25 protein-coding genes are annotated in these 25,901 nt (G+C 69.1%); 13 read left to right on the top strand and 12 right to left on the bottom strand.

What is annotated here, in order from left to right; translation table 11 throughout:
* Positions 1-4 precede the first annotated feature (4 nt).
* Together EV655_RS13145 and kynU are read right to left on the bottom strand one after the other, a co-directional pair.
* Positions 5-535, bottom strand: coding sequence for a GNAT family N-acetyltransferase (locus EV655_RS13145; protein WP_132545584.1), 531 nt, complete (start codon positions 533-535; stop codon positions 5-7).
* On the bottom strand, positions 493-1,686 hold the full coding sequence (gene kynU / locus EV655_RS13140) for a kynureninase (protein ID WP_132545582.1): 1,194 nt from the start codon (positions 1,684-1,686) through the stop codon (positions 493-495). The genes EV655_RS13145 and kynU overlap by 43 nt, the downstream gene beginning before the upstream one ends.
* 177 nt (positions 1,687-1,863) lie before the next feature.
* Here kynU and EV655_RS13135 point away from each other — a divergent pair, with 177 nt between their 5' ends.
* The 4 genes from EV655_RS13135 (at position 1,864) to EV655_RS13120 (ending at position 7,034) form a co-directional block, all read left to right on the top strand.
* Positions 1,864-2,319, top strand: a complete 456-nt coding sequence (locus EV655_RS13135; RefSeq protein WP_132545580.1) for a methyltransferase family protein — start codon at positions 1,864-1,866, stop codon at positions 2,317-2,319.
* A 127-nt stretch (positions 2,320-2,446) separates the two neighbouring features.
* Positions 2,447-4,021, top strand: coding sequence for a Re/Si-specific NAD(P)(+) transhydrogenase subunit alpha (locus tag EV655_RS13130; RefSeq protein WP_132545578.1), 1,575 nt, complete (start codon positions 2,447-2,449; stop codon positions 4,019-4,021).
* Positions 4,022-4,037: 16 nt separating this feature from the next.
* Positions 4,038-5,471 carry an NAD(P)(+) transhydrogenase (Re/Si-specific) subunit beta gene (locus EV655_RS13125; protein WP_132545576.1) on the top strand — a complete coding sequence of 478 codons (1,434 nt, stop codon included), beginning with the start codon at positions 4,038-4,040 and terminating at the stop codon, positions 5,469-5,471.
* A 276-nt stretch (positions 5,472-5,747) separates the two neighbouring features.
* On the top strand, positions 5,748-7,034 hold the full coding sequence (locus EV655_RS13120; protein ID WP_132545574.1) for a DUF3422 family protein: 1,287 nt from the start codon (positions 5,748-5,750) through the stop codon (positions 7,032-7,034).
* Here the strand turns inward: EV655_RS13120 and EV655_RS13115 are convergent.
* Positions 6,967-8,046: a YeeE/YedE family protein gene (locus EV655_RS13115; protein WP_132545572.1), complete on the bottom strand. Its 1,080-nt coding sequence runs from the start codon at positions 8,044-8,046 to the stop codon at positions 6,967-6,969. The two genes, EV655_RS13120 and EV655_RS13115, sit on opposite strands and share 68 nt — an antisense overlap.
* 337 nt (positions 8,047-8,383) lie before the next feature.
* Between EV655_RS13115 and EV655_RS13110 the strand changes: the two genes are divergently transcribed.
* Both EV655_RS13110 and EV655_RS13105 read left to right on the top strand, forming a co-directional pair.
* On the top strand, positions 8,384-9,550 hold the full coding sequence (locus EV655_RS13110; RefSeq protein WP_132545570.1) for a M20 aminoacylase family protein: 1,167 nt from the start codon (positions 8,384-8,386) through the stop codon (positions 9,548-9,550).
* A 100-nt stretch (positions 9,551-9,650) separates the two neighbouring features.
* Positions 9,651-9,923 (top strand): hypothetical protein, encoded by a 273-nt coding sequence (locus EV655_RS13105; protein WP_132545568.1) that lies wholly within the window; start codon positions 9,651-9,653, stop codon positions 9,921-9,923.
* Between the two features lie 19 nt (positions 9,924-9,942).
* On the opposite strand, the gene EV655_RS13100 is transcribed toward EV655_RS13105, so the two are convergent.
* From EV655_RS13100 to EV655_RS13085, 4 genes are read right to left on the bottom strand one after another with little or no spacing between them, the layout of a single operon-like run.
* Positions 9,943-10,647 carry an HAD-IA family hydrolase gene (locus EV655_RS13100; RefSeq protein ID WP_132545566.1) on the bottom strand — a complete coding sequence of 235 codons (705 nt, stop codon included), beginning with the start codon at positions 10,645-10,647 and terminating at the stop codon, positions 9,943-9,945.
* Complete coding sequence (gph, locus tag EV655_RS13095) at positions 10,644-11,306, bottom strand: phosphoglycolate phosphatase (protein ID WP_243645078.1); 663 nt, start codon at positions 11,304-11,306, stop codon at positions 10,644-10,646. The genes EV655_RS13100 and gph overlap by 4 nt, the downstream gene beginning before the upstream one ends.
* Positions 11,303-11,860, bottom strand: coding sequence for a thioredoxin family protein (locus EV655_RS13090; protein WP_132545562.1), 558 nt, complete (start codon positions 11,858-11,860; stop codon positions 11,303-11,305). Before EV655_RS13090 ends, gph begins: the two co-directional genes overlap by 4 nt.
* Positions 11,860-12,804: an MBL fold metallo-hydrolase gene (locus EV655_RS13085; protein ID WP_132545560.1), complete on the bottom strand. Its 945-nt coding sequence runs from the start codon at positions 12,802-12,804 to the stop codon at positions 11,860-11,862. The genes EV655_RS13090 and EV655_RS13085 overlap by 1 nt, the downstream gene beginning before the upstream one ends.
* A gap of 120 nt (positions 12,805-12,924) precedes the next feature.
* On the opposite strand from EV655_RS13085, the gene EV655_RS13080 reads away from it, so the two are divergent.
* Positions 12,925-13,383: a DNA polymerase III subunit chi gene (locus EV655_RS13080; protein WP_132545558.1), complete on the top strand. Its 459-nt coding sequence runs from the start codon at positions 12,925-12,927 to the stop codon at positions 13,381-13,383.
* Positions 13,384-13,423: 40 nt separating this feature from the next.
* Here EV655_RS13080 and EV655_RS13075 read toward each other — a convergent pair whose 3' ends face one another.
* From EV655_RS13075 to EV655_RS13065, 3 genes are all read right to left on the bottom strand, one after another.
* On the bottom strand, positions 13,424-14,005 hold the full coding sequence (locus EV655_RS13075; protein WP_132545556.1) for a retropepsin-like aspartic protease family protein: 582 nt from the start codon (positions 14,003-14,005) through the stop codon (positions 13,424-13,426).
* A gap of 61 nt (positions 14,006-14,066) precedes the next feature.
* The gene (locus EV655_RS13070; protein WP_132545554.1) at positions 14,067-14,687 is read right to left on the bottom strand and encodes a MarC family protein; all 621 of its coding nucleotides are present in this window, start codon (positions 14,685-14,687) and stop codon (positions 14,067-14,069) included.
* A 3-nt stretch (positions 14,688-14,690) separates the two neighbouring features.
* Positions 14,691-16,538 carry an ABC-F family ATP-binding cassette domain-containing protein gene (locus tag EV655_RS13065; RefSeq protein ID WP_132545552.1) on the bottom strand — a complete coding sequence of 616 codons (1,848 nt, stop codon included), beginning with the start codon at positions 16,536-16,538 and terminating at the stop codon, positions 14,691-14,693.
* A 132-nt stretch (positions 16,539-16,670) separates the two neighbouring features.
* On the opposite strand from EV655_RS13065, the gene ndk reads away from it, so the two are divergent.
* Complete coding sequence (gene ndk, locus EV655_RS13060; RefSeq protein ID WP_132545550.1) at positions 16,671-17,093, top strand: nucleoside-diphosphate kinase; 423 nt, start codon at positions 16,671-16,673, stop codon at positions 17,091-17,093.
* Positions 17,094-17,223: 130 nt separating this feature from the next.
* Here the strand turns inward: ndk and EV655_RS19025 are convergent, their stop codons facing one another.
* Together EV655_RS19025 and EV655_RS13055 are read right to left on the bottom strand one after the other, a co-directional pair.
* Positions 17,224-17,346, bottom strand: coding sequence for a hypothetical protein (locus tag EV655_RS19025; RefSeq protein WP_279389338.1), 123 nt, complete (start codon positions 17,344-17,346; stop codon positions 17,224-17,226).
* A gap of 274 nt (positions 17,347-17,620) precedes the next feature.
* Entirely contained in the window at positions 17,621-17,974 is a 354-nt protein-coding gene (locus EV655_RS13055; RefSeq protein ID WP_132545548.1) for a hypothetical protein, read from the bottom strand.
* Positions 17,975-18,359: 385 nt separating this feature from the next.
* Between EV655_RS13055 and EV655_RS13050 the strand changes: the two genes are divergently transcribed.
* From EV655_RS13050 to EV655_RS13030, 5 genes are all read left to right on the top strand, one after another.
* The gene (locus EV655_RS13050; RefSeq protein ID WP_132545546.1) at positions 18,360-18,515 is read left to right on the top strand and encodes a light-harvesting protein; all 156 of its coding nucleotides are present in this window, start codon (positions 18,360-18,362) and stop codon (positions 18,513-18,515) included.
* Between the two features lie 16 nt (positions 18,516-18,531).
* Positions 18,532-18,690 (top strand): light-harvesting protein, encoded by a 159-nt coding sequence (locus tag EV655_RS13045; protein WP_132545544.1) that lies wholly within the window; start codon positions 18,532-18,534, stop codon positions 18,688-18,690.
* Between the two features lie 191 nt (positions 18,691-18,881).
* The gene (locus tag EV655_RS13040) at positions 18,882-20,294 is read left to right on the top strand and encodes a PucC family protein (RefSeq protein ID WP_132545542.1); all 1,413 of its coding nucleotides are present in this window, start codon (positions 18,882-18,884) and stop codon (positions 20,292-20,294) included.
* 90 nt (positions 20,295-20,384) lie between these two features.
* On the top strand, positions 20,385-22,178 hold the full coding sequence (locus tag EV655_RS13035; RefSeq protein ID WP_243645077.1) for an autotransporter assembly complex protein TamA: 1,794 nt from the start codon (positions 20,385-20,387) through the stop codon (positions 22,176-22,178).
* Positions 22,178-25,873, top strand: a complete 3,696-nt coding sequence (locus tag EV655_RS13030; RefSeq protein ID WP_132545538.1) for a translocation/assembly module TamB domain-containing protein — start codon at positions 22,178-22,180, stop codon at positions 25,871-25,873. The genes EV655_RS13035 and EV655_RS13030 overlap by 1 nt, the downstream gene beginning before the upstream one ends.
* The last annotated feature ends 28 nt before the right edge of the window (positions 25,874-25,901 follow it).

Below are 25,901 nucleotides of genomic sequence, written 5' to 3'. Positions count from 1 at the left end.
CAGCCTATGGCCTGGCGAGAGCTGCCTGGAGATCGAGTTCCATGCGGAAATTGGTCAGCGGGACGCCGTTGCGGATGACGCTTTGCCGGGCGGTCTGGCGCCACCCGTGCCGGGTAAAGAACGGCTGGGCGATCAGGCTTGCCTCGGTGGCAAGCAGGCCAAGCCCCGCGCCCCGCGCCACATCGAGGATCGCGTCGTGCAGCGCCCCGCCGACGCCACGGCCGATCCAGTCCGGGGCGACATAGGCAAGGTCGAGATGGCCATCCCCGGCCAGCGCCATGAAACCGACGATCCCCCACCGCATCTCTGCAAGGATTGTGGTACAGTCCAGCAGGCGCGCCTCCCAGTCCGGGGCGGGGTCGGGCGAGGGGGCCCAGGCGGCGCGTTCCTCGGGACCGTAGGCCGCCGCGGTCCCGCCATGGACCGCGGCATACAGCACCGCATGGGCGGCGGGGCCGTCTCCGGGCCGTGCGGCGCGCAGCCGAAGCCCGCTCAGGTCACGGCCGCGCGGGTGCGGCAGGCGGGATCGTCCCACAGCCGGTCCTCCATCACCTGTCCGAGGATTTCGGCGGCCCGGCGCACGTCGTACTCGCCGACATAGAGCGGCGCAAAGCCGAAGCGCATGATGTCGGGCGCGCGGAAATCGCCGATCACGCCGCGCGCGATCAGCGCCTGAATCGCCGCGTAACCTTCTGGAAATCTGAACGAAACCTGGCTGCCGCGCTGGTCCGGGTCGCGCGGTGAGGTCAGCGTCAGGTTGGGGCAGCGCGCCTCGACCTGCGCGATGAACAGCTCGGTCAGTTCCACCGAGCGGGCGCGCAGCGCGGCCATGTCGACGTCCTCCCAGATGTCGAGCGCGGCCTCGAGCGCGGCCATCTGCAACACCGGCGGCGTTCCGACGCGCATGCGCTCCACGCCCGCGCCGGGCCGGTAGGCCGGGTCGAAGTCGAACGGCGCCGCATGTCCCAGCCAGCCCGACAGCGCAGGGCGCACGGCGTCCTGGTGGCGGGGGGCGACATAGACGAAGGCCGGCGCGCCGGGCCCGGCGTTGAGGTACTTGTAGGTGCAGCCCGCCGCGAAATCGGCCCCCGCGCCTGCCAGATCGACCGGCAGCGCGCCTGCCGAATGGGCCAGATCCCACAGCGTCAGCGCGCCCGCGTCATGGGCGGCCCGGGTCAGCGCCGCCATGTCATGCCGCCGTCCGGTGCGGTAATCGACCTCGGTCAGCATCAGCACCGCGACATCCGGGCCGATCCGGGCCGCCACGTCCTCGGGCGCCACGGTGACCAGTTCGTGGCCTTGGCCAAGGGTCGCGATCAGCCCTTCGGCCATGTAAAGATCGGTTGGGAAGTTGCCGGTATCACTCAGGATTACCCGTCTGTCAGGCCGCATCTCCAGCGCACTGGCCAGCGCCTGGTAGACCTTGATCGACAGCGTGTCGCCGATCACCACGCTGCCCGGTTCCGCCCCGATCAGGCGGCCGATCCGGTCGCCCAGACGCGCAGGCTGCGCCATCCAGCCCGCGCGGTTCCAGCCGCCGATCAGCATCTCGCCCCATTCGTCACGAACCGTCCGCGCGACGCGCCCGGCCGCCTCCACGGGCATCGGGCCCAGCGAATTGCCGTCGAGATAGATCACCCCGTCGGGGATATGGAACAACCCGCGCTTGGCGGCGAAATCGGTCATCGGCGGCTCCTGACACGCGTCCCGGAGCTTGCCCGCGCAGGGCCGGTCCCGCAAGGGGACGATCTGTCCTTGATCGCCCGGGCGCGGCGCGCTTAGTGAGGGGGGCGTGGCGTCCAGCCCGCGGAGGCGGAAAACCGCGGCACTGTTGCAGGGCTGCCGCATGGGCGGAAAGGTGCGATGAAACGGCTCTTTCATTATGTCGAACTGCCGCCCGCATGGCTGGCGCTTTTCGCCGGTGTCGCCTGGCTTCAAGCCCGCCTTCTGCCGCTGGACCTGACCGGGCGGGCGGGCGATATGGCGGGCATGGCGCTGGTGGCTGCGGGGCTTGCCGTGTCGGGCTGGGCGGCGCTGCACTTCGTGCTGGAACGGACCTCGCTGATCCCGCGCGAGACGCCGAACACGCTTGTGACGACAGGGCTTTACCGGTTTTCGCGCAACCCGATCTACCTGGCCGATGCCGCGATCCTGCTGGGCCTGATCCTGATCTGGGACGCGCTGCCCAGCCTGATCCTTGTGCCGGTCTTCATCAAGGTGATCGAGTGGCGGTTCATCCGCAAGGAAGAGGCGGCCATCCGCGCCCGCTTTGGCGCCGCGTTCGAGGCCTATTGCGCCCGCGTGCGGCGCTGGATCTGAGCCGTGACGCCGCAATTGCCCAAAACCTTGGCGATCGGCTTGTGAAACTTAATTACGCGATGGTAATAGACGGCGACCTGACGCAGGGCCCGCCGGGCCCGTCGCCTGAGAGAGGGGGACAGACAACGTGAAGATCGGCGCACCGAAGGAGATTTTCGAGGGCGAGGCCCGCGTGGCCATGACCCCGGACAGCGCGGCCCAGCTGCAGAAACTTGGCCATACCTGCCTGATCGAGACCGGCGCGGGTGCACGGGCCGGGTTTTCCGATGCCGCCTATGAAAAGGCCGGGGTCGAGGTGGTCCATTCGGCCGCCGCGCTGTGGCAGGCGTCCGACATCGTGGCCAAGGTGCGCGAGCCGTCCGAGGCCGAGGTGGATCACCTGCGCAAGGGCCAGACGCTGATCAGCTTCTTCTGGCCGGCGCAGAACGAGGCGCTGTTGCAGCGGTGCAAGGATCGCGGCGCGACCGTCATCGCCATGGACATGGTGCCGCGGATTTCCCGCGCGCAGAAGATGGACGCGCTGTCCTCGATGGCGAATATCGCCGGCTACCGCGCGGTGATCGAGGCGGGCAACAATTTCGGCCGCTTCTTCACCGGCCAGGTGACCGCCGCCGGCAAGGTGCCGCCCGCGAAGGTGCTGATCGTCGGCGCCGGTGTGGCCGGCCTTGCCGCGATCGGCACGGCGACCTCGCTGGGCGCCATCGTCTACGCCTTCGACGTGCGCCCCGAGGTGGCCGAGCAGATCGAATCGATGGGCGCCGAGTTCGTCTATCTCGATTTCGAGGACACGACCCAGGACGGCGCCGCCACGGGCGGCTATGCCGCGCCCTCGTCGCCGGAGTTCCGCGAAAAGCAGCTTGAAAAGTTCCGCGAGCTGGCGCCCGACATGGACATCGTCATCACCACAGCGCTGATCCCCGGCCGCCCTGCGCCCAAGCTCTGGACCGAGGACATGGTCGCGGCGATGAAGTCCGGCTCGGTCGTGATCGACCTTGCCGCCGAAAAGGGCGGCAACTGCGACCTGACGGTGCCGAACCAGAAGATCGTGTCCGGGAACGGGGTGACCATCGTCGGCTATACCGACTTCCCCAGCCGGATGGCGACGCAGTCCTCGACGCTGTATTCCACGAACATCCGACACATGATGACCGACCTGACCCCCGGCAAGGACGGGCAGGTCGTGCACAACATGGAGGACGACGTGATCCGCGGCGCGACCGTCACCCATCAGGGCGAGATCACCTTCCCGCCGCCGCCGCCCAAGGTGAAGGCGATCGCGGCCGCACCGCGCAAGGAAAAGCCCAAGGAACTGACCCCCGCCGAGAAGAAGGCGCAGGAGGCGGCCGCGTTCCGGAAGCAGACGATCACCCAGATCGGCCTGCTGGGCGCGGGCGGCGCGGCCCTGCTGGCGGTGGGCCTGGTGGCGCCCGCCAGCTTCATGCAGCATTTCATCGTGTTCGTGCTGGCGGTGTTCGTCGGCTTCCAGGTGATCTGGAACGTCAGCCACAGCCTGCATACGCCGCTGATGGCGATCACCAACGCGATCTCGTCGATCATCATCCTGGGCGCCCTGATGCAGATCGGGTCCGGATCGGTGCTGGTGATCCTGCTGGCCGCGCTCGCGGTCCTGATGGCCGCGGTCAACATCTTCGGCGGCTTCCTCGTGACCCGGCGCATGCTCGCCATGTTCCAGAAATCGTGAGATAGGGGTGGAGACAATGGAATTCGGCTTCACGACAGCGGCCTATGTGGTCGCGGCTGTTCTCTTCATCCTCGCGCTCGGCGGGCTTTCGGGACAGGAAAGCGCCAAGCGCGCGATCTGGTACGGTATCGTCGGCATGGCGATCGCCGTTCTGGCAACGCTGATCGGGCCGGGGCAGGGGCTGTGGCCGCTGTCGCTGATCCTGATCGGCGGCGGCGCGGCGGTGGGCTATCAGCTGGCCACCCGGGTGCAGATGACCCAGATGCCCGAACTGGTGGCGATCATGCATTCGCTGGTCGGTCTCGCGGCAGTGTTCGTCGGCTTCAACGCCGATATCGAGCTGGGCCGCGTGCTGGCGATGGACGACGCGGCGCGCGAAGGGCTGCAAGGCTTTGCCGCGCTTCTTGCCAAGAAGACGCCGGTCGAGATCGGCATCCTGCGCGTCGAGCTGGTGCTGGGCGTCTGGATCGGGGCGGTGACCTTCACCGGGTCGGTAATCGCCTATGGCAAGCTGGCGGGCCGGGTGAACAGCGCGGCGAAGAAGCTGCCGGGCGGGCACATGCTGAATGCCACCGCGGCGATCCTGTCGGTGGTTCTGGCGGTCTGGTACTTCAATGGCGGCGGCTTCCTGGCGCTGTTCCTGATGACGCTGCTGGCTCTGTTCATCGGCTATCACCTGATCATGGGGATCGGCGGCGCGGACATGCCGGTCGTGGTCTCGATGCTGAACAGCTATTCGGGCTGGGCGGCGGCGGCGATCGGCTTCAGCCTCGGCAATGACCTGCTGATCGTGGTCGGCGCGCTGGTGGGTTCGTCCGGTGCGATCCTCAGCTACATCATGTGCCGCGCGATGAACCGGCATTTCGTCAGCGTGATCCTGGGCGGCTTTGGCGGCACGGGCGGGCCGGCGGCCGCGGTCGAGGGCGAGATGATCGCCATCGAGGCCGAGGGCGTGGCCGCGGCGCTGGACGATGCCGACAGCGTCATCATCGTGCCGGGCTATGGCATGGCGGTAGCGCAGGCGCAGAACGCGGTGTCGGTGCTGACCGAGCACCTGCGCAAGCAGGGCAAGACCGTGCGCTTTGCCATCCACCCCGTCGCGGGCCGTCTGCCCGGGCACATGAATGTGCTGCTGGCCGAGGCCAAGGTGCCCTATGACATCGTTCTGGAAATGGACGAGATCAACGACGACTTCCCCTCGACGGACGTCGCCATCGTGATCGGGTCGAACGACATCGTGAACCCGGCCGCACAGGACGATCCGAACTCGCCCATCGCGGGGATGCCGGTTCTGGAAGTGTGGAAGGCCAAGCAGGTCTTCGTGTCCAAGCGCGGCCAGGGCACGGGCTATTCCGGTATCGAGAACCCGCTGTTCTACAAGGAGAACACGCGGATGTTCTATGGCGATGCCAAGGACAGCCTCGACAAGCTGCTGGCGCATCTGCGCTGAGCACGCGTCGCGCGGCACCCGGAGCGTCCTGCCCACAGGCGGGGCGTTTCCGTTTTCCGCGCGTCATCATATCGAGCGCCTTCGGCGCAAGCCTTCTGGCACTTCGTGCGGTTTCGAGTATTTCCGCCAAGAAGAAGCCGGAAGGATCAAGGGTCCAACCGCATGTCCCGGTGTCCCGGTCGGCTGCATACGCCGTGGGGGCGCCCCCCTGCCGCGTTTACATTCGGGTGTCATGCGCTAGAGCTAGACCAGACGCGCGAGACAGAGACCCCATCCATGGCCCCGATCGAAGACCATCCGCTGCGCTACATGCTTACCAACGAGCTGCATGCGCGCCCGTTCCCCTCGCTGCAGACGCCCTGTCACGCGGCGTTCCTGGCGATCAAGACGCCCAGGGACGCGGTGAACCGCGACCGCGACGCGGACCGGACGCATATCATCGACCTGCTCGACCGCTACGGCGCCCAGCATCCCAAGCCCGACGACACGCATTTCTTCGGACAGATGGGCCGCTACAAGATCAAGTGGGAGAGCCACGCGGAATTCGTGACCTACACGATCTTCGCCCCGGGCGTCGCCGAGCGGCCCTTCGATCCCGCCGCATGGGAGGTGTTTCCCGATGACTGGCTGGAAAAGGCGCCGGGCGCGCGGCTGACCTCGGCGCTGATCCGGGTCGAGCAACTGCGCGAGGGGCGCGAGGACATCGAGGACCGGCTCAACGAGTGGTTCGTGGCCGACAGCCTGTGCGCCTCGTCGATCCTGGAGGACGCGGGCATCATGGCGACCGATTTCCGGATCGATCCGGGCGGTCACATGCGGTTCGCCGTCTTCGCGCGGCCCGGCACGGGTCAGCGCCGCGTCGGCCGGATCGTGCAGCGGCTGACCGAGATCGAGACCTACAAGGCGATGTCGATGCTGGGCCTGCCGCGCGCGCGGCAATTGTCGGCGCGGCTCGCCGAGCTGGATCCGCAACTGACCGAACTTGTGGGCGAGATGCGGGTGGGCCATCGCCAGCCCGAAGAGACCCTGCGCAACCTGCTGGCGGTGTCGGCGGAACTGGAAAGCCTGCTGGCCCAGACGGCCTTCCGCTTTTCGGCGACCTCGGCCTACGAGGCGCTGGTGAACCAGCGGATCGAGGTCCTGCGCGAAGAGCGGTTCGGCTATCGCCAGACCTTCCGCGAATTCATGATGCGGCGCTACGAGCCCTCGATGCGCACCGTCAAGTCGACCGAGGCGCAGCTGGACAGCATGACACGGCGTGCGGTCCGGGCGGCGAACCTGCTGCGCACGCAGGTCGACGTGGAGCGCTCGGCCCAGAACCAGAAGCTGCTGGAAAGCATGGACAGGCGGGCCGACCTTCAGTTGCGGCTGCAACGCACGGTCGAGGGGCTGTCGGTGGTGGCGATCAGCTATTACGCGGTCAGCCTGGTGTCCTACATGGTCTATCCGCTGGCCGATGCGCTGGCGGTCTCGAAAGGGTTGCTGACCGCGCTGCTTACGCCCTTTGTCGTGTTGGGCGTGTGGGCAATGGTCCGGCGGATCCGGCGCGGGGTAGAGCACTGAGGGCGGCATCCATCGCCCGCGCGCCCGCCGCGATTGCGGCCAGGGCGAGCAACGCCGGGAGGCCGAGCGTCGGGATGCCTGCCAGCCCCGCACCCACGGTGCAACCGCCCGCCAGGACCCCGCCCACGCCCATCAGCGCGGCGCCCGCAAGGTAGCGGCCGGTCTGCGCCGGGCTCTCGAAGCTTTGCCAGCGGAAGCGGCCCGAGACCCGCGCGGCGACAAGCGCGCCCGCCAGAACGCCGCCGATCAGCCCGACGCCGAAACCGGGTGCGATCGCGGTGGCCGCGACCGACCAGAACAGCGTGTCGGCGGCGGACGCGGTAAAGGACAGGCTCTCCAGCGGGATCGGGTCGAATTCGTCGAACAGGACGAAGCCGGTGCCGATCCAGCCCGCGGGCACCAGCAGGCCCAGGGCCGCGGCCAGCGCCAGCATCCGCCGTGGCGCCCCCGAGCAGCAGGCCAGCGCCGCCGCCCCCGCGGCAAGGATCAGCGCCCAGGGCAGCGCGCCGCCCGGCAATGCGGCCAGACCCCAGTTGCCCACCGGCAGCGTCGCCTGCCCCGCGGCCAGCCGAACCGGCGCCAGGATGCCCTTGAGCGTCGCGTGCGCCACGATCGCGAAAACCACCAGCACCAGCGCCGCGCGCAGGTTGCCCGCGCCCGTCAGCACCGTCAGCCGCCCGACGCAGCCCCGCGTCAGCACCATGCCCGCCCCGAACATCAGCCCACCGGCGAGGATCGCCACCACGGGCAGGTCGGGGGCAAGGAAGCGGTGCCCCTGAAACGAGATCAGCCCCGCCGCGACCGCCGTCTGCGTGCCCAGGATCGCGGTGGCGAGCGCCGCCATCCAGACCCCCAGCGCGGGCCTGCGCGCGTCGGCCGGGCCCGCCACCGCACGGCGAAAGCAGAAGCCGGTGATTTCCGCCAGCACGCCGAACAACAGGCCGAGACCCAGCCCGAAGAACGGGGCGATGTCGCGGGCGGTGAGGGTTTCAAAGCCGAGGGTCTCGAACATGTCCGGGCGCTCCTGCTGGGGTCAGAAGGGCCAGATGCCCCGGTGCCGCGCGCCGATCAAGGGGCGGGCGGGCTCGGGTCCTGGCTGGGGCGGGAACGGCGTTCCTGGGCACCGGGGCCGCAGGGGATAGCCGTCCCGGGGCGCGATCCGGGCTGGACCGCGGTCCGGCGCGCGGCGCGGCGCGGGAACGGGCGTTCTTATTTCGCGCCGCGGTCTGGCCGCCGGCGCGGCTTGACCTTGGGCGGGGTGCGGCTCACCTTGTGCGCCAGGGGCCGCTCGCCCATCGTGAAACCGGGGCCGCCGCCATCGCGTGCGGCCGCCCCAAGGAGGATCCCGGATGCCCGTAAAGAACCGCCTCGCCGAATTGCAGGACGAGATCGCCGAATGGCGCCGCGACATCCACGAACATCCCGAACTGATGTACGATCTGCCGCGCACCTCGGCGCTGGTGGCGGCGAAGCTGCGCGAATTCGGCTGCGACGAGGTGGTCGAGGGCATCGGGCGGACCGGCGTGGTGGGCGTGATCCGCGGCCGGACCGACAGCCGGGGGCGGGCGATCGGCCTTCGGGCCGACATGGATGCGCTGCCCATCGTCGAGGCGACGGGGCTGGACTATGCGTCGAAGCATCCGGGCAAGATGCATGCCTGCGGCCATGACGGGCATACCGCGATGCTGCTGGGGGCCGCGAAATACCTGGCCGAGACGCGCAGTTTCGACGGCACCGCGGTGGTGATCTTCCAGCCCGCCGAAGAGGGCGGCGCGGGCGGCCGCGCCATGGTCGAGGACGGGCTGATGGAGCGCTTCGGCATCGAAGAGGTCTATGGCATGCACAACATGCCGGGCCTGCCGGTGGGCGATTTCGCGATCCGCACCGGACCGATCATGGCCGCGACCGACGATTTCGAGATCACGGTGACCGGCAAGGGCGGGCACGCCGCGAAACCGCATGACTGCATCGACACGACGCTGGTGGCCAGCCACATCGTCGTGGCGCTGCAAGCCATCGCCGCGCGCAGCATCGACCCGCTGAAACAGGTCGTCGTCTCGGTCTGCACCTTCCATACCGACAACGAGGCGAGCAACGTGATCCCGCAGGTCGTGCGGCTCAAGGGGACGGTGCGCAGCCTGGAAGAGGGGGTGCGCACGCTGGCCGAGACGCGGCTGAAGGAAATCGTCGCGCATACCGCCCGGGCCTATGGCGCGCAGGCCGAGATCGACTATCGCCGCGGTTACCCGGTGACCGAGAACGCCCCGGACCAGACGCTCTTTGCCGCCGAGGTGGCCGAGGCCGTGTCGGGCAAGGTGCGGCTGGACACCCCGCCGATGATGGGGGGCGAGGATTTCAGCTACATGCTGAACGCGCGCCCCGGCGCCTATATCTTCGTCGGCAACGGCGATACCGCGATGGTGCATCACCCGGAATACAACTTCTCGGACGAAGCGATTCCCTTTGGCTGCTCGTGGTTCGCCGGCATCGTCGAGGCCCGGATGCCGACCGCCTGAGCCCGGGCCGGGCCTGCGCGAATCGCGCACCTTCCGGGACGGCGCGCGCTGGGGTAACCTGCGTTTCAGTCGAGCAGGGTTCAGGCGAAAGGAAACCCCCATGGCAGGCAATCACGATTCCCGCTTCATCCAGAGCGTCGCACCGTTCAACTACGTGATGACCGATTACGACTGGGATCTCTCCCGGAACGGCGCCACCCCGTTTTCGAGTTTCTTCGGAATGCCGATGGTATCCCGCAGGAATTCGAAGACGCAGTTGAACACCGACTGGCCGACGCCGCTCTCGTCGTTCTTCTACATTCCGATGGTTTCGCGGCGCGAGTCCAAGGTGCGGCTGGTCACCGGGCGGCGGATCCTGTCGCTGGGCGGCTGATCGGGCCGGTTCTGCGGCCTCAGCCGCCCGCCAGCGCCGTGGCAAGCGGCGCGGGCCAGTGCGCGCGGTCGAGCGTGGGCAGGACATGCGCCGCGCCGGTGAAATCCTCGTGGTCGGTATAGGCGCTGGGGGTGACGATCACCGAAAGCCCCGCGCCCATTGCCGACATCAGGCCGTTGCGGCTGTCCTCGAAGGCAAGGCAGGCATCCGCGGGCAGGCCGAGCCGCCTCAGCGCAAGCGCGAAGACGTCGGGCGCGGGCTTTTTCGCCGCCACCTCGTCGCCCGCGGCGATCACGTCGAAGACCCCGGTCGCGGGCTTGCCCCAGCAGCAGCGGGCCAGCGCCTCGACATTGGGCAGGTTCGTGGTGGTGGCCACCGCCAGCCGCAGCCCCGCCGCCCGCGCGGCGGCGACCAGATCCGCCACGCCGGGGCGCAACTCCAGATCGCCCGCGGCCAGGATATCGCCGTAGCGGGCGGTCTTGTCCCTGTGCAATGCCGCGATCTCGTCGCCGGTCAGATGCCGCGCACCGGGGGGCAGGCCGGCCTGAAAGGCACCCATCCGCTCCTTGCCGCCGGTGGTCTTCAGCAGCTGCCGGTACTCCTCGCGGCCCCAGGCCCAATCAAGGCCGTGGGCCGCGAAGGTGTCGTTGAAGGCGCGCCGGTGGGCCTCTTCGGTTTCCGCCAGCGTGCCGTCGACGTCAAAGATCAGCGCCTTCAGCGTCATCGCAACTCGTCGGCCAGCCGCGCAACGACAGCCACCAGAACGTCGAAATCCGAGAATCGCGCGTCCTGCGGAATGTCGTCCACATCCTCGGCACGGTGATAGCCCTCGGTGAAAAGGGCAAAGCGCATCCCCGCCTTCCAGGCACATTCGGCGTCGATCTCGCTGTCGCCGACATAGACCGCCGCATCGGCGCCGAGGCGTTCCTTGACCGCCAGCGCCGTGGCCGGGTCGGGTTTCCTGACGTCCAGCGTGTCACCGCCGACCACCGCGCCGAAGAAATGCCCGATCCCGAAGGCATCCAGGATCGCGCGGGACGCCGCCTCGGGCTTGTTGGTGCACACGCCCATGACCCAACCCTCGTCGCGGAACTGTTCGAGCGCGTCCTCGACGCCGGGATACAGCGTGGTCAGCGTCGCCGGATCGGCCTCGTAATGCTTCAGGAAGGTCGCTGTCATCGCCGCGTGCCGGGCCGGGTCCAGACCGCGGGCTGCGATCACGCGTTCCATCAGCACGGGCACACCGTTCCCGATGAAGGTGGCGACGGTGGCAAGGTCCAGTTCGCCATCGCCGGTTTCGGCCAGGGTCTTGTTCACGGCGGCATGGATGTCGGGCGCGCTGTGGATCAGCGTTCCGTCGAGATCGAAGATGATGGCCTTCACGCGGCGTCCTTCCATTTGATCGAGCAGCCCATCGACGGGATCTGCTCGGCGGGTCCATGGCCGGTCTCGGCCACCTGTTTCATCGCCTCGTACAGATCGCGGCGCAGGTCCGGGGGACCAGCCTGCTTGCGCGAGGCATCCAGCCGGCCCCGGTACTGCAACCCCAGCCCGGCGTCGAAGCCGAAGAAATCGGGGGTGCAGACGGCGTCATAGGCGCGCGCGACCGACTGGTCCTCGTCATAGAGATAGGGGAAGGGAAGCGCCAGATCCCCGGCCAGCTTCCGCATGTTCTCGAAGCTGTCCTCGGGATAGGCCGCGGCGTCGTTCGAACTGATCGCGGCCACCCCGATTCCCAGCGCCTGCAGGTCGGCCGCATCCCGGATGATCCGGTCGCGCACCGCGATCACGTAGGGGCAATGGTTGCAGATGAACATGATCAGTGTGCCCCTGGGGCCGCGCACATCCTCCAGCGTCCAGGTCCGCCCGTCGGTGCCCGGCAACGAGAAACCGGGGGCCGGCCAGCCGAAATCGCAGATGGGGGTCGAGACGGCCATCATTCGAACTCCATTTCCGTGAAGACAATGCCCGCGTTCTTGGTCGCCAGTTCCTCGAAGGTATCGAGGCGCGCATAGGGGCTCTGGTCGACATAATAGGCGTCGTCCAGCGTGCCGCCAGCGTCCAGGTGCGCGCCGATCTTGCCGCGCAGATAGACAAGGTAGTCGTGGGTAAAGCGGCGCACCTGCGCCATGTTGGTCGGGTGGCCATGCCCCGGGATGACGTAGAGCGCGCCGAGCGGCTCGAACGCGGTTTCCCAGGTCTCGATCCAGCAGCTTGTACAGGTTTCCGAAAAGATCGGGGGCATGCGTTCGTGAAACGCGATGTCGCCCGCGATCACCAGCTTCTGTTCGGGCAGCCAGACGGAAACGTCGCCTTCGGAATGGGCGGGGCCGAGATACAGCACCTCGATCTTCATGCCGCCCATCTCGATGTCGTGGCGGTCCTCGAAGGTCAGGTTGGGGCCGACCGCCTCGGTTCCTTCGGCGTTCTCCTTCGCGTAGCGTTTCATGCCTTCCAGGATCTGGAAGGCGTTGTCCTCGAACACCTTCTTCGCCTCGACATGGCCGAGGATATCCACCCCCTGCGCCGCCCAGTAGCTGTTGCCCAGCATGGCGTGGCCCTGGCCGTTCTCGTTGATGACAAGACGCACCGGCTGGTCGGTGACGGCCTTGATCTCGGCATGCAGCGCCTCGGCGAGTTTCGCGTTCGCGCCGCCATTGACCACGATCACCCCGTCGCCGGTGACGATGAAGCTGAGATTGTTGTTGTGGCCCGCGTTCTCGTAGGTGGGGGGCGCGGTGGCGCCGATCGCCGAGAAGACGTTCGGGATCACCTCGACGGGTTTCGAATAGAGCACCGACTGGGGATACTGGTCGGGGATGTCCTCGCTGGCCAGCGCGGGGGCGGCCAGCAGGGCAAGGATCGTTGCCGTGCGGATCATGGTTGGGTCCTCCCTTTTCGCGGAAAGCATAGACGAATTTGAATGTGTGTGGCCAGTGCGGGATGCATCCCCGCGATTCCCGCTTGCAATCGGTGTGCCGCGCCGGTCTTTCATCGGGCCATGGGTATCGCGATGTTCTATCACCTCACCCGCCGACCGCTCGAGGCGACGCTGCCCGCGCTGCTGGACAAGGCGCTGGCGCAGGGCTGGCGCGTGGTGGTGCGGGGCAGCGCGGCTGCGAATCTCGACTGGCTGGACGAAAGGTTGTGGATGGGCGAGGGCTTTCTGCCCCATGGCCGCGCGGGCGGCGAATTCGACGCCGACCAGCCGGTGCTGCTGACAACCGGGCGCGACACTCCCAACGGCGCGACCTGCCTGATGGCGGTCGACGGCGCGCCGGTCTCGCCCGAGGAGGCGGCGGCGCTGGAGCGGGTCTGCATCCTGTTCGACGGCAACGATCCGGCCGCCCTTGATGCCGCCCGCAGCCAGTGGCGCGTGCTGACCGGGGCCGGGGTGGCCGCGCAATACTGGTCGGAGGAATCGGGCCGGTGGGAAATGAAACGGGCCAGCGGCGCCTGAGGCCCGCCCGCCGATCTGCAAGGTCCGCAGCCGCGGGCGGTCAGCGGCTGAGGATCATCCGGTCGCCGACGAACTCGATCCGTTCGAAGCGGTTCAGATAGCCCATGCCCAGCAGCGATTCGCGCATCTCGCCCGAATTGACGAAGGCGCGCACGCCGCGGTCCTCGAAGGGGCCGAGCACCATCGCCTCAAGCCGCACCGGCGCCGTGCGCACCACGCCGTTCGCCGTGTGCGCCTCGCCGTAATAGCTCAGGGACTTGGGGTCGAGCCCGGCCCGCAGCGCATCCTTCCGCGTCAGCACAACCTCGGTCGCGCCGGTATCCACCACGAACCGCACCGGCGTCCCGTTGACCCCGACGGTCAGGTAGTAATGCCCGTCGGGTGCGCGCGGCACCTCGACGCGCGCGTCATCGGCAAAGACCGTCTGGCGCGGAATCACGTCCCGGCGGATGTCGGACCACAGCCCCACGCCCGCGATCGCGCCGACGAAGATCAGCCCCCAGATCGCCGCCTGCTGCGCGACCTGGCCCAGGCGGTGGCGGTTCGCGACGAAGAAATACCCGACGATCACCGCGCCGAGCAGCACCAGATAGATCAGCCGTGCAATGTCGTCGCCGGGCATGGGCGTCCTTTCCGGGATGCGGTGAGATGAATATAGGCCCGCGCGCAAGAATCGCGAGGGCTCAGACCGGCGCGAGGCCGAAGTCGCGCAGCCCGTCTAGGACGAACTGCACCGACAACGCGGCCAGCAGCATTCCCAGAAGCCGGGTGACCACGTTGATTCCCGTCCGCCCCAGCGCCCGCTCGATCAGCCCCGCGGCCAGGAACATCAGCAGCACCAGCCCGATCACCCCGATCATCACCAGGTGAACCCCCAGCATCGCCAGCGGCTCGCGCCCGACCTCGCCGTTCAAGAGGATCATCGTGGCCATCGCGCCCGGCCCCGCGATCAGCGGCGTGCCCAGCGGAAAGACCGAGGGGTCGGGCCGGTCGTCATGGGCCTGGTCCTCGCGCCGCTTGCTGCGGCGCTCGAACAGCATGTCGAGCGCGGTCAAAAACAGCAGGATCCCGCCCGAGATGCGGAAGGCGGACATCGAGATGCCGACGAATCCCAGCACCTGTTCGCCGAAGATGCCGAAGAGCGTCAGCAACCCCACCGCGATCGCCGCCGCGCGCAGGCCGATCGCGCGCCGCTCGCGCGTGCCCGAACCCTGGGTCAGCGCGACGAACAGGGGGGCCAGCCCGATCGGGTCGATCACCACGAACAACGTGACGAAGGCGCTGATGTAGAAGGTCAGATCCAACCCTCAGCCCCCTGTTTTTTCAAGCGCTTCCAGCGCCGCCATCCACATCGCCTCGGCCCGGTCCAGCGCCTCTTCGACCTCGGCGAACTTGCGCTGCCACATCAGCCGCTCGTCCTGCCGCGCGGTGTCGTAGAGGTCGGGATCGGCCAGCTTGTCGGCCAGCTTCTCGCGCATCTCGGTCAGCTTCTCGACGCGCGATTCGCATTTGCGCGCCTCGGCGCGCGCGGCCAGCACCGTCTCGCGCGGGGGCTTTTGCGGCGCGGATTTCGCCTGTTTCGGCGTCTCGGGCGTGTCCGAGACCAGCAGCATCCGGCGATAGGCATCCAGATCGTCGTCATAGGGGCTGACGCGGCCGTCCCTGACCAGCCACAGCCGGTCGGCCACCAGCGACAGCAGGTGCATGTCGTGGCTGACCAGGATCACCGCGCCGGTATAGGCGTTCAGCGCCTCGACCAGCGCCTCGCGGGATTCGATGTCGAGATGGTTGGTCGGCTCGTCGAGAATCAGCAGTTGCGGCGCGTCGAGCGTGGCCAGCAGCAGCGACAGCCGCGCCTTCTGCCCGCCCGAAAGCCGCGCGACCGCCGTCTCGGCCTGATCGGCGCCCAGGCCGAATCCGGCGAGCCGCGCGCGCAGTTTCGCCGGTGCCTCGTCGGGCCGTTCCCGGCGGAGATGGTCGAGCGGCGTCTCGTCGAGGTGGAGTTCATCCACCTGGTGCTGGGCGAAATAGCCGGCCTTGAGCTTCGCGGCCCGCGTGATCCGCCCCGAAAGCGGCGCCAGTTTCCCGGCCAGCAGCTTGGAAAAGGTCGATTTCCCCTCGCCGTTGCGGCCCAGCAGCGCGATCCGGTCGTCCTGGTCGATTCTCAGCGTCAGGCGTGACAGCACGGGGCGCCCGTCATAGCCGACCGATGCGCCTTCCATCGCCACGATGGGCGGCGAAAGCTCCTCGGGCTCGGGAAAGGTAAAGACGGTGCGCGCGGCATCCTCGGGGGCGGCGATCGGCTCCATCTTCTCCAGCATCTTGATCCGCGCCTGGGCCTGCCGTGCCTTCGAGGCCTTGTAGCGGAACCGGTCGACAAAGCTTTGCAGATGCTCGCGTCGCGCCGTCTGCTTGCGCGCCTCGGCGGCCTGTACGGCGCGCTGGTCGGCACGCGCCCGGGCAAAGGCATCATACCCGCCCGCGTAAAGCGTGAGGCGGCGATTCTCGAGATGCAGGATATGGCCGACCGCGCGGTTCAACAGGCCCCTGTCATGCGAGATCAGGATCACCGTGTGGGGATAGCGCGCGAGATAGGATTCAAGCCACAGCGCCCCTTCGAGGTCGAGATAGTTGGTGGGTTCGTCCAGCAGCAGCAGGTCGGGGCGCGCGAACAGCACGCCCGCCAGCGCGACCCGCATCCGCCAGCCGCCCGAAAACGCCGAGCAGGGCATCGCCTGTTCGGCCTCGGTGAATCCCAGACCCTTGAGAATCGCCGCGGCACGTCCTTCGGCCGACCAGGCGTCGATATCGGCCAGCCGGGTCTGGATCTCGGCGATGCGGTGGGGGTCGGTCGCGGTCCCGGACTCGGCCATGAGCGCCGCGCGCTCGGTATCGGCGGCCAGCACCGTGTCGAGCAGCGACACCGCGTTGCCCGGCACCTCCTGCGCGACCGATCCGATGCGGGCGCGGGGGGGCAGGGCGATCTCGCCCGATTCCAGCGCCAGCTCGCCCCGGATCAGACGGAACAGCGTGGTCTTGCCCGCGCCGTTCCGGCCGACCAGCCCGACCTTGTGACCATCGGGAATCACGGCCGAGGCGCGCTCGAACAGGGGGCGCCCCTCGATGGCGAAGGAGATGTCGTCGATCCGCAGCATGCAGGGCATGTGCCAGCGCCGCCGCCTTGCGTCAATCGCGGCTTTTCACCGGAAAGGGCCCATGCTAGCAGGGCCGCGATCTTTCCCGCGCCCCCGGTCCGGGCGGCGCCGCAGCAGACAAGGACAACCCAGATGGCCATCCAGCGCACCTTTTCGATCATCAAGCCCGACGCGACCCGCCGCAACCTGACCGGCGCGATCAACGCGAAACTCGAAGCCGCGGGCCTGCGCATCGTCGCGCAGAAGCGGATTCACCTGAGCAAGGCGCAGGCCGGCGTCTTCTATGCCGTGCACAAGGAGCGTCCGTTCTACGACGAGCTGTGCGAGTTCATGGCCTCGGAACCGATCGTCGTGCAGGTGCTGGAAGGCGAGGACGCGATCGCGAAGAATCGCGAGGTGATGGGCGCGACGAACCCGGCCGAGGCGGCCGAGGGCACGATCCGCAAGGAATTCGCGCTGTCGATCGGCGAGAACTCGGTCCACGGCTCGGACGGCGCGGACACGGCCAAGGAAGAGATCGCCTATTTCTTCTCGGGGCTCGAACTCGTCGGCTGACGGATCCGGAGGTTTCCGGGAAAACCCCGGGCAAGAACCTTCGGAAGGGTTCTGCATCGCGTAGTTCCAAGGGCCGGTCCGGATGGGCCGGCCCTTCTTGCATGACCCGTGCGTGGGTCCGCGGGGCGGCTCAGATGCTGGCCCAGTCGGGAAAGACGGGCTCGCGGATGGGCTCTGGCGTGGGCCGGGTGCCGCCGGTCTGCGCCTGTTTCGGCGGTGCGGGGGGCGGGTCGTTCGGGCGCGAGGCTGCCATGGCGGTCTCCTTTCGCGGCGTTATCTGTGGCGCGGCCCCGCGCGGGGCTGCCGCCGATCAGAAGGGCGCCTCGATTGTGGCCCCGTTCAGGCGGAAACGTTCCCGAAACACTATGTTTCCAGTTGATTTCAGGGAATACGCGAAACAATCCCTGCCTGGGCATCCGGGTTGTCCGCCGAGTCGGGACAAGATGCGCCGCGCGCGCCGGCCCCTGAAACGCAAGGCGCCCGCGCGGGCCTGTCGGCCGGCGCGGGCGCCCTGTCGTCGGCCCGGTTTACTGGGCGGTTTCGGCGACGCCGAAATACTTGCGGTCCGACAGAAGCTTCCAGCCCATCCTGGAGGACAGCGGGTAGGGGTCCACCGCCTTCAGATCGACATGGCCTTCGCCCATGCCGCCAAGCAGCGACCAGCCCATCCTGGAGGACAGCGGCGTCGGATTGGCGGTCGAAAGCTCGACATCCTTTGCATCGTAGGCCTGCGTCGAGAACGACGTGCGCTCGGACAGGCAGGGAAAGCCCAGAATGTCCGAGAACGGCGTCGATTTCGATGCGCCGAGATCCACGTCGGTCAGCAGACGGTCCTTGCTGGACAGCTTGGGCAGCCAGGCGTCCCAGATGTAGTTTGTCATGGTTCCTCCAGGGTATAGGGTCCGCGTCGTGGCGGGGAGCATGTGCTCGGCCCGGGCCCGACGAGAACGACAAATTGCAATCAGGCCGCGTCATTACCCCACCCCACGGGGGGAAGATCAATGGTCCGCGCGGTCGCAGGGTGAACCGGAAGTTAAGCCTGCGACAGGCTGTCAGCGCTGTCCAATATGCCGCACGATTTGGGGGGGGTGTAAGCCTACGTTGACATTGCCAACGTCAATTCCTTGTGACATCGTTTCTAAGTGACGAGGCCGGACCGGAAGCGTCGCTGACTGAAAACGGAAGCAGCTGACCGGTCTGGTGTTGTCGAAGAAAGTGCAGGTTCTGCACGCAACGCAGTCGAAACCATATTGGGGAGACGACAATATGTCTGACGATCCTAACAAAGTCTGGCCGACCGGCCTGACGCTCGCCGAAGCCGAAGAGATCCAAAAGCAAGTGATCGACGGCACCCGCGTGTTCGGCGCCATCGCGCTCGTCGCGCACTTCCTGGCTGCCGCTGGCACGCCGTGGCTCGGCTAAGAGGAGGTAACAACTCATGAACAACGCGAAACTCTGGCTCGTCGTTAAGCCGACCGTCGGTATCCCGCTCTTCCTGAGCGCCGTGGCGATCAGCTCGTTCCTCGTGCACGTTGGCATCGTTGCCAACACCACCTGGATGGCCGACTACCACAACGGTTCGGCCTCGGCCGAATAAGTCGCGCTTGCGGCGGATGGCAAGGTCTTCACCGTGGTGGGTGCCTTGTCAGACCTATACAGCGGAGGCCGGGGCGATGTCCTCGGCCTTCGCATCTCGGTCCGGCGAGCGGACCGTCGACCTGGAAACGCGCCCAAGCGGGCAATCGGGACATGGGCGGTGAATAACCGGGCCGTGTGGAGTGCCGCGCCATGAAACGCCTGAGCAAGATTGCGATCGAGAGCATCGCAGGCATCGGTGTGCGCTTCATGCCCTTTGCCGAGGCCGCCAGCGACCAGCTACCCCTGTCCCGCCTGTTGCGCCTGGCCTTCTTCCAGATCTCGGTCGGCATGGCGATGGTGCTGCTTGTCGGCACGCTGAACCGGGTGATGATCGTCGAGCTCGAGGTGCCCGCCACGGTCGTCGGCGTGATGATCTCGCTGCCGCTCCTGTTCGCGCCGTTCCGGGCGCTGATCGGGTTCAAGTCCGACACCCACAAATCCGCCCTCGGCTGGCGCCGGGTGCCCTACATCTGGAAGGGCACACTGCTGCAATGGGGCGGCTTCGCGATCATGCCGCTGGCGCTGATCGTGCTGTCGCAACAGCAATTCGCCGCCGAGGCGCCGCTTTGGCTGGGGCTGACCAGCGCGGCGCTTGCCTTCCTGCTGGTCGGCGCGGGCGTCCATGTCGTGCAGACCGTGGGGCTGGCGCTGGCCACCGACCTTGCGCCGCGCGAGGATCAGCCCAATGTCGTCGGGCTGATGTACGTGATGATGCTGGTCGGCATGATCCTCAGCGCGCTGGTCTTCGGCAAGCTGCTGGAAGATTTCAGCCACCCGCGGCTGATCCAGGTGATCCAGGGCGCGGCGGTGATGACGCTGGTCTTCAACGTGATGGCGATCTGGAAGATGGAGGCGCGCGACCGTGACCGCGCCTATCGCCAGCGCGTCAATCCCGAACCCGATCCCAGCTTTTCCGAGGCCTGGGCGCTGTTCATGCGCGGGGCCAACTCGCGGCGTCTGTTGTGGATCATCGGGCTGGGCACGATGGGCTTCGGCCTGGCCGAGGTTCTGCTCGAACCCTATGGCGGGCAGGTGCTGGGGATGTCGGTGGCGTCCACGACCAAGCTGACGGCGACGCTGGCCGGGGGCAGCCTGATCGGGTTTGCGCTGGCCTCGCGCGTGCTCAGCCGCGGCGGCGACCCGATGGTGATGGCCGGCGGCGGGGCGCTGGTGGGCCTGCCGGCCTTTGCGCTGATCACCTTCTCGGCCACGCTGCAATCGCAGGGCATCTTCATCGCGGGCACCGCGCTTGCGGGGTTCGGCGCGGGGCTTTTCGGCCACGGCACGCTGACCGCCACGATGCGCGCCGCCCCGAAAGAGCAGGTGGGCCTTGCGCTCGGGGCCTGGGGCGCGGTGCAGGCCACCGCCGCGGGCCTTGCGATCGCGCTGGGGGGCGTGGCGCGCGACCTGATCGTCGTCTCGCCGTTCTCGACGCTGTTCGGCGCGGCAACGCCCTATTTCTTCGTCTACGGGGCCGAGTTCCTGTTCCTGTTGGCGGCGGTGGTGGTGGTCTATCCGCTGATCGTCCACAAGGTGTTCGGCGCCGAGGGGCGGCCGACCTGAGCGCCGACCTGATCCGGATCACGTTTCCGAGGATCGCCCTTCAATCCCCCGCCTGCTTCGCCCAGTATGGGCCGGGACTGGGGGAGTGTCTTGGCCGAATCGAACCACATCGTCCGTTGTGCGGCCTGCGCCGTATCCCTTCTGGCCGCATTGCCCGCGGCCGCGGCTGACACGCGTCTGTCCGCCCCCGGCGCCCCCGATGGCCTGCGCGAGGCGCTGCTGGCCTCGGCTCTCAGCCTCGAGGCAGCGCGCGCCCCCGACAGCACCGCGCAGGACATCCTTGCCGCCGCCCGTGCCGACTATGCCCGGCTGATCGGGGCGCTTTATGCGCAGGGCTATTACGCGCCGGTGATCCATATCCGGGTGGACGGGCGCGAGGCGGCCGACATCTCTGCGCTGTCCGCGCCGGACCGGATCGGCCGGGTCGAGATCGTGGTCGAGCCCGGCCGCCCCTATGCGTTTTCCGAGGCGCGGATCGGCCCCGTCGCGCCGGACACCGATCTGCCAGGCGGGTTCGTTCCGGGCGCACCCGCGCGCAGCACCACGATCAGCCGGGCTGCCAAGGCGGGCATCGACGGCTGGCGCGCGGCGGGCCATGCCAAGGCGCGTGTCACGGACCAGCGGATCACCGCCCATCACCCCAGCGCCACGCTGGCCGCGCGGCTGGACCTGGCGCCCGGGCCGCCGGTCGTCTTTGGCGATCTGGTGATCGAGGGGCCCTCCGCGGTGCGCCCCGGCCGGCTGCGCGCCATCGCCGGGCTGCCCACCGGAGACCGCTTCGACCCCGAGGCGCTGGAACGCAGCGCCGAGCGGCTGCGCCGCAGCGGCGCCTTCCGGTCGGTCAGCCTGGCCGAGGCCGAGACGCTGGGGCCGGGCGGCGGCATGGACATCGCGTTGACGGTTTCGGACGACCAGCCGCGCCGGATCGGCTTTGGCGCCGAACTGTCCTCGCTCGAAGGCGTGGCGCTTTCGGCCTTCTGGATGCACCGCAACCTGCTGGGAGGCGCCGAGCGGTTGCGATTCGACGCCGAGATCGGCGGCATCGGCGGCACAGAGAGCGGCGGCCAGGATTACACCCTGTCGGTCCGCTTCGACCGGCCCGCGGTCATCGGACCCGATACCGGGTTCTACGCGCTTGCCGCCATCGAGCGCCTGGACGAGCCTGATTTCCGCGAGGATACCGGCCGGTTCGGCGTCGGGCTGACCCATGTCTTCTCGGACCGGCTGTCTGGGGCGGCGGCGCTCACCTTCAGCTATTCCGATGTGCGCGACGATCTGGGCAGCCGGAGTATGAGCCACGCGATGCTGCCCGTATCGCTGACCTGGGACGACCGCGACAGTGCACTGAACAGCCGTTCGGGCAGCTATCTCGACCTTGGGGTGACGCCGTTGTTCGCCGCGGGGGGCGATGCCGAGAGCGGGGCACATGTCACCGCCGACGCCCGGCTTTATCGCGAGTTCGGCGATCGGGTGGTGCTGGCCGGGCGGATGCAGTTCGGCTCGGTTCTCGGGGCGGGCGCCGATGGGGTTCCTCCGGCGATGCTGTTCTTCTCGGGCGGCGGCGGCTCGGTGCGCGGGCAGCCCTACGAATCGCTGGCGGTCGAGTTGCCGGGCGGCGCGCGGATCGGCGGGCGGTCCTTCGTCGGGCTGTCGGCCGAGGCGCGGATCGCCCTGCGCGGCAAGTTCGGCCTGGTGGCCTTTGCCGATGCTGGCTTCGTCGGGCCGGATTCGTGGGTGGGGGACGGCGACTGGCATTCCGGCGCGGGGCTGGGGCTGCGCTATGATACCGGGATCGGGCCGATCCGGGTGGACATCGCCGCGCCGGTTTCGGGCAATACCGGGGACGGCGTGCAGATCTATATCGGCATCGGGCAGGCGTTCTGATGCGGATCGTGCGCGCCTTCGTCCTGGTGATCCTCGCCGCCCTGCCGGCCGCCGCGCAGCAGGACGATCGCGGCATCCTCGAGGCGTTTCTCGAGGATCGGCTGTCGAATGCCGGGCGTGAGGTGAACATCATCGGTTTCAGGGGCGCGTTGTCCTCGCAGGCGACGCTGGAGGAACTGTCGATCGCCGATGCCGAGGGCGTCTGGCTGATGATCCGCGGTGCCCAGCTGGACTGGTCACGGGCGGCCTTGCTGCGCGGCCGGGTCGAGGTCCGGACGCTGAGCGCCGACGAGATCGTGCTGGTCCGGCTGCCCGAGGGCGGCGGCGGCCCCGAAGTCAAGGATTCCGAGGCGCAGCCCTTCCGCCTGCCGGACCTGCCCGTTTCCATCGAGATCGGCGAGGTGGCGACGCCGCGCCTGGCGCTTGGCGCGGCGGTGCTGGGCCAGGAGGCGGTGCTGGAAATCGCCGCCGCCCTGCGGCTGGCGGGCGGCGCGGGCGCGGCCGACATCACCGCCGCCCGCACCGATGCCGAGGGCCGCTTTGCGGTGAAGGCCGCCTATGCGAACGACACCCGCGACCTGACGCTCGACATCGCGCTGACCGAGGGGGCGGGGGGGCTGGTCTCGACGCGGCTGGGCCTGCCGGGGGGGGCGCCGCTTGCGCTGGCGCTGACCGGGGCGGGACCGCTGTCGGATTTCGGTGCGGATCTTGCGCTGGCGACCGACGGGATCGACCGGGTCACGGGCCGGTTCACCCTGGACGAGCCCGCCGAGACCCCCGGCATGGCGCGCTTCGGGCTCGACATCGCGGGGGACGTGGCGCCGCTGGTGGCCGAACGTTTCCGGCCGTTCTTTGGCGACGCGGCGCGCGTGCAGGTCGCGGGCACGCGCCGGGCCGATGGCGGCACCGACCTGTCGCGGCTGGAGGTGGCGACCGGGGCGCTGAACGTGTCGGGTACGCTGGCGCTGGCCCCCTCAGGCCTGCCGGAACGTGTGGCGATCGACGGCAGGCTGGCGGGCCCGGTGGCGCTGCCCGTTGCAGGGCCCGAGACGCGGGTCGAGGGCGTGCGGCTGAGCGCACGATTCGACGCCGCGCAAGGCGAGCGGTGGCAGGCCGAGGCGGTGCTGGACGGGCTGTCCCGGGCGGGGCTGGCGCTTGGCCGCGCGCAGATCGCGGGCACCGGCACGATCCGGCCCGAAAGTCCCGCGGCGTTGACCGCCGATCTGACCATCGCCGCCACGGGCCTGGGCCATGACGACCCGGCGCTTGCCCGTGCATTGGGCGAGGCGCTGCGCGCCACCGCGCGGCTGGCCTATGCCGAGGGATCGGACCCCCGGCTGGACGATCTGGCGATCACGTCGGGCGGGGCGCGCGGCACCGCGCAAGGCACGCTGGGCGATCTTGCCCGGGGCCTGCCGCTTGACGGGCGCGCGACGTTGTCGCTCGACGATCTCGCCCGGTTCGCGCCGCTTGCGGGCCGGCCGTTGAGCGGGGCGGCCGAGGCGCGGGTCGAGGGGCGCTATGGCCTGCTTGACGGGGTCTTCGACCTGACGCTGACGGCCGAAACCCGCGATCTAGCAACCGGCACCGCGCCGCTCGACCCGCTGCTGGCGGGGCCTGGAACGCTGTCGCTTGGGGCCGCGCGCGGGCCAGAGGGCACGACGCTGCGCGCCCTTTCCATCGACACGCCCGCGCTGGCGCTGGAGGCGGGCGGCGATCTGTCCACCACCGCCGCCGGGTTCCGCGTGACCGGCCAGGTCCGCGACCTGTCGCTGGTCGACGCGCGGCTGTCGGGCCCCGGCAGCGTCGATGCCAGCCTCGGCTGGGAGGAGGGCGGGCGCATCCGCGTCGACCGGCTGGAGGCCGCGGGCGCGGGGGCGCGGCTGTCGGCCACCGGCGCGCTGACGCCCGACGACCCGGCGCTGCCCGCCGAGGGGCGCGTGACGCTGACGGCGGGTGACCTCGGCCCGTTCTCGGGGCTTGCCGGGCGGCCGCTGCGGGGCGCGGTCGAGGCGACGCTGACCGGCGAGGGCGCGATCCGCGGCGATGTCCGTGCCGCCCTTGATGCGCGGGGGCAGGGGCTGTCGCTGGGGCTTGGCCAGGCGGACCGGCTGATCGGCGGCGCGACGCGGATCAGCGCGCGCGGCGCGCGCCTCGGCGGCGCGTTCGACATCGAGGCGCTGGATCTTGCGACCCCGGTCCTGAGCCTGACGGCCAAGGGTGCGGGGGACGGGGCGCTTGACCTGTCGGGGCGGCTTTCGGACCTTGCGCTGCTCGCTCCGGCTTTCCCGGGGGCGCTGTCGGTCAAGGGGCGGGCCGAGCCCACGAATGGCGACCTGAGGCTCGACCTCGACGCAACGGGGCCTGGCGGCACGACGGCGCGCCTGCAGGGCACGCTTGCCCGTGACGGGTCGCGTGCCGATCTGAAGGCGTCGGGCACCGCGCCGCTTGCGCTTGCGAACGGGATCATCGCGCCGCGAAGCCTGGACGGTCAGGCGCGCTATGACCTTGCGCTGAGGGGCGCGCTGGGGCTTGCCGCGCTGTCGGGTCAGGTGACGACGGCGGGCGCGCGGCTTGCGCTGCCGACGCTGGGGCTTGCGGTCGCCGATCTGGGCGGCACGGTCGCGCTGTCCGGCGGCCAGGCGCTCGACCTGGCCGGCGCGCTTGGCGGCGGCCAGGTCAGCGTCGCGGGCCCCGTGCGCCTGTCATCTCCCTTCCAGGGTGACCTTGCGATCGCGCTCGACCGCGCCCGGATTGCCGCCCCTCTCTACGAGACGACGCTTGACGGACGGCTGTCTGTTCGCGGGCCGCTTGCGGGGGGCGCTGCGATCTCGGGCCGGGTCGACCTGGGTCGCACGGAGGTTTCCCTGCCCTCGACCGGCGCCACCGCCGGGGGCCCGATCCCCGAGATCACCCATGTCGGCGAGACCGCGGCCGAACGTGCGACCCGCGCCCGCGCGGGGCTTCTGGCACGGACCGGGGGCGGCGGCACCGGGCGGCCCTATCCGCTGGACCTGACGATCTCGGCGCCCGGGCAGGTCTTCGTCCGCGGGCGCGGGCTGGATGCCGAGGTGGGCGGGCTGCTGCGCGTGCGCGGCACCACGGCGGCGGTGGTTCCCGAAGGCCGGCTTGACCTGATCCGCGGCCGGCTCGACATCCTGTCGCAACGGTTCGAACTGACCGAGGGGCAGGTGTCGTTGCAGGGCGCGCTTGATCCCTATCTGCGCTTCGCCGCCGAAACCCGGGCCGACGACATCACCGCCCGGATCGTGATCGACGGCCGCGCCAGCGCGCCCCAGATCCGCTTTCTCTCGGACCCGGACCTGCCCGAGGACCAGGTTCTGTCCCGCCTGCTGTTCGGCCGCAGCATCGAGGATCTGTCGGCCTTCCAGGCGGTGCAGCTTGCCACGGCGGTTGCCGGGCTGGCGGGGGGCAATGGCGGCGGGCTTCTCGGCAAGGTGCGCGAAGGCACCGGCCTCGACGAGATCGACGTGCGCCAGAATGACGAGGGGCAGACCGAGGTCAGCGTCGGCAAGTACCTGTCCGAAAACATCTATTCCGAGGTCACGGTGGATGGAGACGGCAACAGCCGGATCGACCTCAACCTTGACCTGACGCCCAGCGTGACGGTCCGGGGCGGCGTGGATGCCAAGGGCGATACCGGGATCGGCATCTTCTACGAACGCGATTACTGACGCGGCCGGGACGCCGGAGCGACGCGGT

Source organism: Rhodovulum euryhalinum, assembly GCF_004342445.1.
GTDB lineage: Bacteria > Pseudomonadota > Alphaproteobacteria > Rhodobacterales > Rhodobacteraceae > Rhodovulum > Rhodovulum euryhalinum.
Note: the sequence above shows the minus strand (reverse complement) of the source record. Positions and strands in the feature narration are given on the sequence as shown.